The sequence below is a fragment of the Nostoc linckia z4 genome, from assembly GCF_002608075.1.
Classification (GTDB): domain Bacteria; phylum Cyanobacteriota; class Cyanobacteriia; order Cyanobacteriales; family Nostocaceae; genus Nostoc; species Nostoc linckia.
Window position 1 is genome coordinate 38,202 of record NZ_LAHA01000086.1, and the last position, 7,233, is coordinate 45,434.

General features: G+C 40.7%; 9 protein-coding genes and 1 tRNA gene. 6 read left to right on the top strand and 4 right to left on the bottom strand.

All coding sequences use genetic code 11. The features are described from left to right. The first annotated feature begins 182 nt into the window (after positions 1 to 182). The gene (gene urtE / locus VF06_RS35950) at positions 183 to 881 is read left to right on the top strand and encodes an urea ABC transporter ATP-binding subunit UrtE (RefSeq protein ID WP_099072019.1); all 699 of its coding nucleotides are present in this window, start codon (positions 183 to 185) and stop codon (positions 879 to 881) included. Between the two features lie 278 nt (positions 882 to 1,159). Here urtE and VF06_RS35955 read toward each other — a convergent pair whose 3' ends face one another. Further along, complete coding sequence (locus tag VF06_RS35955) at positions 1,160 to 1,876, bottom strand: hypothetical protein (RefSeq protein WP_099072033.1); 717 nt, start codon at positions 1,874 to 1,876, stop codon at positions 1,160 to 1,162. A 443-nt stretch (positions 1,877 to 2,319) separates the two neighbouring features. Between VF06_RS35955 and VF06_RS35960 the strand changes: the two genes are divergently transcribed. Next, the gene (locus VF06_RS35960) at positions 2,320 to 2,976 is read left to right on the top strand and encodes a hypothetical protein (protein ID WP_099072018.1); all 657 of its coding nucleotides are present in this window, start codon (positions 2,320 to 2,322) and stop codon (positions 2,974 to 2,976) included. Between the two features lie 157 nt (positions 2,977 to 3,133). Then, positions 3,134 to 3,622 carry a hypothetical protein gene (locus VF06_RS35965; RefSeq protein ID WP_244918188.1) on the top strand — a complete coding sequence of 163 codons (489 nt, stop codon included), beginning with the start codon at positions 3,134 to 3,136 and terminating at the stop codon, positions 3,620 to 3,622. Between the two features lie 210 nt (positions 3,623 to 3,832). Here the strand turns inward: VF06_RS35965 and VF06_RS41730 are convergent, their stop codons facing one another. Next, on the bottom strand, positions 3,833 to 3,973 hold the full coding sequence (locus VF06_RS41730) for a hypothetical protein (RefSeq protein ID WP_180267596.1): 141 nt from the start codon (positions 3,971 to 3,973) through the stop codon (positions 3,833 to 3,835). 232 nt (positions 3,974 to 4,205) lie between these two features. Here VF06_RS41730 and VF06_RS35970 point away from each other — a divergent pair, with 232 nt between their 5' ends. Together VF06_RS35970 and VF06_RS35975 are read left to right on the top strand one after the other, a co-directional pair. After that, the gene (locus VF06_RS35970) at positions 4,206 to 4,538 is read left to right on the top strand and encodes a hypothetical protein (protein WP_099072017.1); all 333 of its coding nucleotides are present in this window, start codon (positions 4,206 to 4,208) and stop codon (positions 4,536 to 4,538) included. A 246-nt stretch (positions 4,539 to 4,784) separates the two neighbouring features. After that, positions 4,785 to 6,005, top strand: a complete 1,221-nt coding sequence (locus tag VF06_RS35975; protein WP_099072016.1) for an MFS transporter — start codon at positions 4,785 to 4,787, stop codon at positions 6,003 to 6,005. Positions 6,006 to 6,040: 35 nt separating this feature from the next. Here the strand turns inward: VF06_RS35975 and VF06_RS35980 are convergent. After that, a tRNA-Arg gene (locus tag VF06_RS35980) sits at positions 6,041 to 6,114 on the bottom strand. Positions 6,115 to 6,148: 34 nt separating this feature from the next. On the opposite strand from VF06_RS35980, the gene moaC reads away from it, so the two are divergent. Continuing rightward, the gene (gene moaC, locus VF06_RS35985) at positions 6,149 to 6,658 is read left to right on the top strand and encodes a cyclic pyranopterin monophosphate synthase MoaC (RefSeq protein ID WP_099072015.1); all 510 of its coding nucleotides are present in this window, start codon (positions 6,149 to 6,151) and stop codon (positions 6,656 to 6,658) included. 1 nt (position 6,659) lies between these two features. On the opposite strand, the gene VF06_RS35990 is transcribed toward moaC, so the two are convergent. After that, positions 6,660 to 6,857 carry a DUF2795 domain-containing protein gene (locus VF06_RS35990; protein ID WP_099072014.1) on the bottom strand — a complete coding sequence of 66 codons (198 nt, stop codon included), beginning with the start codon at positions 6,855 to 6,857 and terminating at the stop codon, positions 6,660 to 6,662. Between the last annotated feature and the right edge of the window lie 376 nt (positions 6,858 to 7,233).

The following is a 7,233-nucleotide window of genomic DNA, read 5'->3' on the forward strand; positions in this document are numbered from 1 at the left end:
GAGCCAGTTGTGTAATTTTTATACCAAAAACTGCGGCGACATGAACACTCTACTAAGTTGCATTCGCAATCAGGTATCATAGGATATTAAGCTGACTCCTAATGAACCGTAATTAATCAATGTCTTAACAGAGCGATCGCCAGCATTCAACTTAATATAACTAAACAGCTAAAAATTCTTTGATGCTAAAAGTCTCTAACCTTAACGTTTACTACGGCGAAAGCCATATCCTCCGCAACGTAGATTTAACCGTACCATCCGGGCAAATGGTTTGCCTCATCGGACGTAACGGCGTAGGAAAAACCACCCTACTCAAAACCATCATGGGATTACTCAAACCCCGTATTGGTACAATTAATTTTGCCGAACAATTAATCAACTCCAAATCTCCAGACCAAAGAGCAAAATTAGGAATTGGTTATGTTCCCCAAGGACGAGAAATTATTCCCCGTTTAACAGTGAAAGAAAATCTGTTGTTGGGGTTAGAAGCTAGACGCAAACCAGTGAAAAAAGCCGAAATTCCCGAAGAAATTTTTAGCTTGTTTCCGGTATTAAAAACCATGCTTTCGCGCATGGGTGGTGATTTGAGTGGGGGACAACAGCAACAATTGGCGATCGCTCGTGCTTTAATGGGAGAACCTCAACTACTCGTCTTAGACGAACCCACCGAAGGCATTCAACCCTCCATCATCCTGGAAATCGAAGCCGCAGTTCGTCGCATCGTCCAAACCACAGGCATTTCTGTATTATTAGTAGAGCAACATTTACACTTTGTCCGTCAAGCTGATTACTACTATGCCATGCAAAAAGGCGGTATAGTCGCCTCTGGTTCCACCGACGAACTCAGTCAAGATGTGATTCAACGTTTTTTAGCGGTTTAATTAAGAAAGAATTCAGGAGTCAGAATTCAGAATTCAGAATTATAAGAGTTAGGAATATTTGTAGTTTTGGCTTACCGTGTGAGAACCCAACAAAGCTACACAAATCTTATATTTAGTGGTCTGTCCCATTAATTTTGTAGGAAAAAATTGTTCGTAGTAAGGACTTTAGTCCTTGATTTTTAACCATCTTAGTGCTTACTAAGAATCTATCTGAACTAATGAGACAGACCGTTAGCCCTAACCTAAGATGAATTTTAAGCTTAAAGCAATAGTAAGTCTTACTCCAAATTCAAAGATTGCCAACTCTTGAATTCTGAATTTTCACCAATCAAATCTGCTGCTTCTTGTAAAAGTTCGTGTTGTTCCTTTTGAATAGCCTCTAAACGACTTGTAATTTCTGCCAATCTTACTTGTTTATTTGTTGATAAATTCTCAGATAATAAAACTGGCTGATTATCGGTTGTTTTAGGAGGTTTTATTTGTTGAATAGCAAAACTACCAACTTTAACTAAATAGAAAAAGCTAACTTTAATTAAACTCTCAAGTAACTTGACTGGAAATTGTAGTATTGACCAACTAGCTGTTTCAATCACACGGACAATTGCTTTGATAATACTCCAAAGTATAGCCAAACTAAAAATCAAAATTACAACACTAATAATCGGATGGCTAGCTGCCCAACTGAGTATTTGAATTAAGCGAAAAATTGCAGGATGTTGTATCAACCAATGATTTAAAGAAGAATTAATCGCTGTTTCAATTGCTCCGGATGTACTATTTTTCAAGTGTTCAGCAGTTTGCCAAGTTTGTTCTAAACTTGTCGTCACTGTATCAATTGCTGTATTAGTAGTTGTAGTAGCTTTTGCTTTTAAAGACTCGCTAATTTGTTCTACTGAATTATTCAAAGTGTTAACTCTTTGGTTGACAATATCTTTGGCTGTTTGCCAGCGTTGTAACACTAATTCAGGGAAATTTATTTCTATAGAAAGTATCATAAAAAATTTTAAAAAATAGGGAATGGGGTAGACAAGGGACACAGAGAGAATAACTCTGCTGTCCCCTATCTGATAAGAATTTTACTTGCTTATCTATGGCTTTTTTAAATACCTACCCTTGAAAGCCCCCAACCCCTCCCCTTGGCAAGGGGAGGGGAGGTTTTGCGCCAGCAAAGCCGGGGTGGGGTAACGCGAAGCATGATGGGAAGTTAGTAAATTCAAAATCGCGTTTTTACAAGGGTTTCACGGTAAATTGACACCAACGATAGCTATGCGCCCCTACAGCTGTACTTCATTTACCTGAAATATGCTGTAGCAATTTGATTATTTTTTATTTAGAAGTCCCTAAGGGTGCATAAACAAATCAAGGTCAACCTATTAGGTAAGTGAAGGGTTGAAAACCCAAGATACACAATTAACACAGAAACCTTAGGAGCATGACCATGAAATTCCGTCACTTAACTGGTTCTTTACTAACAGCTACTGCACTTCTAACCAGTACACTACCAGCTTTTGCTGGCCCTTTTGATATCCAGTCTACTAGTATCTTTAAACCTGTTACTGTTAACTCCGGCGCAGGTGTAGGTAATGTAATTCCTAGCACTCCTGCCCCTGGTTCATCTAGTAATGCAGTTGGTAATAGTGAAATTCAAGGATTAGGTGACCATCAATCTTGGGTTGACCCAAGAACTCTTGCAAAAGACCCCCGCGCTTTGTGCAGTGATGTTGGCTTAGGTAGCAATACTCGCAGCAGTTCCAGCAAACTTGCCTTGGCAAATTCTAGCAGCACTCGTACCAGTTCCTCTAGCAGTCATAATGATGGCGGTGGCGGTGGTTTTAGCTTCTTAGGTATTGGTGTTAGCGGTAATGGTGCAAGCCAAGGTACTAAAAATAATAGCGATGCCCGCGATCAAAATAGTAACCGTACAGAGGAAAATACCAGTAGTTCGTCAACAGTAGTGCAAGGTAGAAATTGCGATGCTTTTGTTAACTCCGCTGCTGCCAGAGACATGAACTATCAAGATAACCTCACCCGCCGCTATGAAATCAAAACTGGTCGCCGGGGACAACAAGTCAATCAATTACTAGATGATAAATAAGAGATTGCAGATTTACAGACTCTCCGGGGTAGGAAACTGTTAATAACAGCCACTCGTGAAATACAGATAATTGTTGGGGCGCATGGCTATGCGCCCCTACTCGTGTACTTCTTCGGAATTTTTAATTTGTATTAGGTTTTGGACTGTGAAAAAGTTAGTGAATCAAATATTTGATAATACATCTGTTGCAATGATTTTTCAAATTCCTAAAAGAGGGAGAATTATTGCTGTGACTACAGCAATGTTTTTGTCGATACAATTTGTAGCAACGGCAGAAACTACACCACCAGTGAAATCTTCTCCCACAATACGTGATTCTCAAATTCTTCCGTATCTTTTAGATAATCCCAATGAAAATTTATTGGTAAGAGTGCGCTGTTCTCCCACAGATAGGCACGAAATAGAGAGGAAGCGGCAGATAATTAGAGAGCAGCTTCTACAATCTAATTATGGCGATCGCAATTACACCGTCACTATTGAATTAGAAGCAAGTTGCCACAATCTCCAAATTCATATTCCAGATGACTCAGATTTTTCTGATGTCCCAGTCTCTCATCCATATCTTAATAGCGATCGCACTCAGTTGCATGACTCTTGGCTAACCCGCAAAGGTTCTGGATGGTATTGGCTACTACGTCCCCGCTAACACCTGCATGTGATGGTAGTCATTAGAGTATTGACTGTTGACTGGGAAGTTAAGTAAGTCGGTGAAATAAAACCAAACTATGTAAAGAAAAGTAAATAAGGCTCAAACTCTTTCTCCCCCTGCTCCCTGCTCCCAGCAAGAACTGCCTTATCCCAACAATAATTATTTACATCGGCCTACTTATTATTCTCCCCTGCCTCGTCATCTCCCTCATCCCGCCATATCAATGACTTTTGGCACAGGCTTAATCTCAACTATCAAAATTACTAAATAACCAGGGCGTAGGAAGCCACCTATGCTGCTGACAGGAATTTGTTCAACTTGACAAGGTTTACGTTTGATGTATATCAATCGCCCTCGATCACAGATAATTCCCTATCGCTCTGGTGCTTTTTTGGCGGTGAAGTTACGCCAAAAGTATAAAAGTAAAGGGCTTTACAAGCCTATAACAGTTTTTTTGATTTTGTTGTATAATGGCATACATTTTTGCCATTTCAATTTTTAATTGCGTTCAGTAGGCTAGCATTAACTTCAGTTACAATCAAAGTCGAGTCAACCAAAAATAAATTATCTGAATTTGAGCATGAGTCTAAGCCAGATTGGACAAAAGATCGCTGGGTTTATAAAAATTGTATCTATCGTTTTAATCACTGCTGCCATAGGATTAGAATTAGCTAGAATTTTTGGGCTATTAGATAGTAATGAAATTGCCGATGGTCTCACTCCAATTTTTGCTATAGCCAGATTTGCCTTAATAGCTCATCTATTTGAAGGGATAATAGCAGCTATTTATGCCCGGTCAAAAAGTAAACTACCATTTCAATATGGTATTTATACTTTTTTCGTAGGTACAGTTGCTTTAGTGGAATTATTCAAAGAGGAAACAGGGTTGGGGACTTCCAACGTGAAAAGCTGATTCCAAAAACTTTTCGAGTTAAAGATGCTGTTTGGAAACCTGAAATGGATTGTCCAAAAGTATGGAAATTTGAACGTTACTTCATGCAAATAAAAACTGCTGTCAATTGTCAGAGAACTTTCAGATGTAGGATAGAGATGAATTTTGACTCTCACTCTTGAGCATCAATATGGGTAGAAAAACATGCTTAATATTGATGCTCAAATGCTGAAATAGACTATTTTTTGAAAAATTAAGGCTGAAAGTATGATTTTTCGTACTTCGCTGCTGATTTTATTTACGGCAGGTTTATTATTTTGGTCGAGTTTGGCTTCCCTCTTGCCAACTCTACCGCTTTATATTGACCATGTGGGCGGAACTAAACAACAAATTGGAATTGTGACGGGTAGTTTCGCCCTTGGTTTATTGCTAACTCGCCCGATGCTGGGACGATTAGCTGATGAACGCGGTCGAAAGTTTGTGTTGTTGCTTGGTACGATGGTAGCTGCCATTGCACCTTTTGGTTACTTGGCAACCCAATCTATCGGGCTATTGATTTTTGTACGGATTTTTCACGGCGTTAGTATTGCCGCTTTTACTACTGGTTACAGTGCATTAATCGCAGATTTGGCTCCATCTGAAAAACGTGGCGAAATCATTGGTTACATGAGCCTAGCAACTCCCATTGGTTTAGCAATTGGCCCTGCGTTGGGAGGTTATTTAGAGGCTACAACTGGTTACGGAGTGTTGTTTTTGGTTGCTGCTGAGTTGGGTTTTTTCGCTCTGTTGGCAATTGTACAAGTGACTAATCCCCCAATACAGCCACAGGAAGAAACTCAGGAAAGTAATCAAAACTTTTGGCAAATTCTCAATAGCCCACGGGTAAGAGTTCCGACTTTAATTATGTTGCTGGTTGGTTTATCTGCGGGTACAGTACACACCTTTGTATCTCTATTTATCAAATCAACTCAGATAAACTTTAACGGCGGATTATTTTTTACAGTTGCAGCAATTTCTAGTTTTAGTAGCAGAGTATTTGCTGGTAAAGCCAGCGATCGCCTGGGTCGTGGTTTGTTTATCAGTTTTGGTATAATTTCTTATACTTTAGCGTCGATGTTCCTGTGGCAGGCTCACAGTGTAAGTAGTTTCTTGCTGGCGGCGATTTTTGAAGGTGCTGGTGGTGGTACAGTTATATCGATGATTGTGACGATGATGGCAGACCGATCGCGACCACAAGAACGCGGGCGAATTTTTGCTATCTGCGTGACTGGGTTTGATTTGGGAATTGCGATCGCAGCTCCTCTTCTGGGTTCCATTGCCGAACAAGTAGGCTACCGCAATATGTTTGGCTATGGTGCTGCCATCACTTCTTTGGCACTTGTGATTTTCTTCACCAAATCCAGCAAAAACCTAGTTCATTCCTTGCGTTTTGCCTTGGGTCGTACCCCAGATACCTACGCTATAAATAACTTAAATATTATAAGTTAGGAGTTTTATTTGTGCTAACTCCTAACTTTAAAAAACGGGCGAGGAGGGATTCGAACCCCCGACACCGTGGTCCGTAGCCACGTGCTCTAGTCCACTGAGCTACACGCCCTTGACAAGAAACTATATTAACACCTTTTCCCGAAATGACGCAAGATAATTTTCCATCTAATTTTGGCAACTTAACCCATCTAGACCATCGAGGAGAAGCGCAGATGGTGGATGTATCCGAAAAAGCACCTACGGTGCGCCAAGCAGTAGCCGCCGCCAAGGTGCGGATGTTGGCAACCACCTTTGCCGCAATTCAAGCCGGAAACGTTGCCAAAGGGGATGTCTTGGGAACTGTGAGGTTGGCTGGAATTATGGCAGCTAAGCAAACAGCTGCTTTAATTCCCTTGTGTCATCCGTTACCATTGCAGAAAATTGCCATTGAGGTCATACCCGATCCCCAACTACCGGGTTATGAAATTCAAGCCACAGTCAAAACCAAAGCTGAGACTGGTGTAGAGATGGAAGCTTTAACTGCCGTTTCTATTGCGGCTTTAACTTTATACGATATGGCCAAAGCGTTAGAAAAATCGATTCAAATTGAATCAGTTCGGTTAATCAGTAAAAGTGGCGGGAAATCAGGAGATTATTCCCCGCCAGGGCAATAACCTAATCTATATCACCTAAAGCTTTATTAAGAGCCGTGGGACTGTCAAACTCTTTCTCTTCTGGCACTTTCTCTAACAAAGAGATAATCTCCTTAGCTGCTCCTTGCTTTTTAGCGTGTTGAATCAAATCTTGCTTTTTAGCAGGATAGTCAACACCCTTCAAGTGTTTTTGAATTTCAACTGGGTTAGCCTTAGCCATTTTTGTCCACCTCTAATGGTTATCCCCCATCTTCACAAGTGGACATATTTACTCCCTCTATCAAACAGATGAATCATTTGTAACTTCAAAAATGTAAAGGTCATCCACAAGGTTGATGAATTATTCGGAAAAGGGGAAAGGGGAAAGGGAAAAGGGTAAGGGGAAAAGGGAAAAGGGGAAAGGGGTAAGGGGAAAGGGGAAAGGGGTAAGGGGAAAGGGTAAGGGGAAAGGGTAAGGGGAAAAGGGGAAAGAGAAAAGGGTAAGGGGAAAAGGGTAAGGGGAAAAGGGGAAAGATAAATTTATTCCTTTTCCCTTTAACCTTTAACCTTTTCCCCATCTCCCCATCCCCCCATCTCCCCATCTCCCCATCTCCCCA

Coding starts and splice junctions, on each gene's coding strand:
- VF06_RS35970 (WP_099072017.1), top strand. CDS start 4,206: ATGAGTCTAAGCCAGATTGGACAAAAGATCGCTGGGTTTATAAAAATT.
- VF06_RS35960 (WP_099072018.1), top strand. CDS start 2,320: ATGAAATTCCGTCACTTAACTGGTTCTTTACTAACAGCTACTGCACTT.
- VF06_RS35975 (WP_099072016.1), top strand. CDS start 4,785: ATGATTTTTCGTACTTCGCTGCTGATTTTATTTACGGCAGGTTTATTA.
- urtE (WP_099072019.1), top strand. CDS start 183: ATGCTAAAAGTCTCTAACCTTAACGTTTACTACGGCGAAAGCCATATC.
- VF06_RS35990 (WP_099072014.1), bottom strand. CDS start 6,857: ATGGCTAAGGCTAACCCAGTTGAAATTCAAAAACACTTGAAGGGTGTT.
- moaC (WP_099072015.1), top strand. CDS start 6,149: ATGACGCAAGATAATTTTCCATCTAATTTTGGCAACTTAACCCATCTA.
- VF06_RS35955 (WP_099072033.1), bottom strand. CDS start 1,876: ATGATACTTTCTATAGAAATAAATTTCCCTGAATTAGTGTTACAACGC.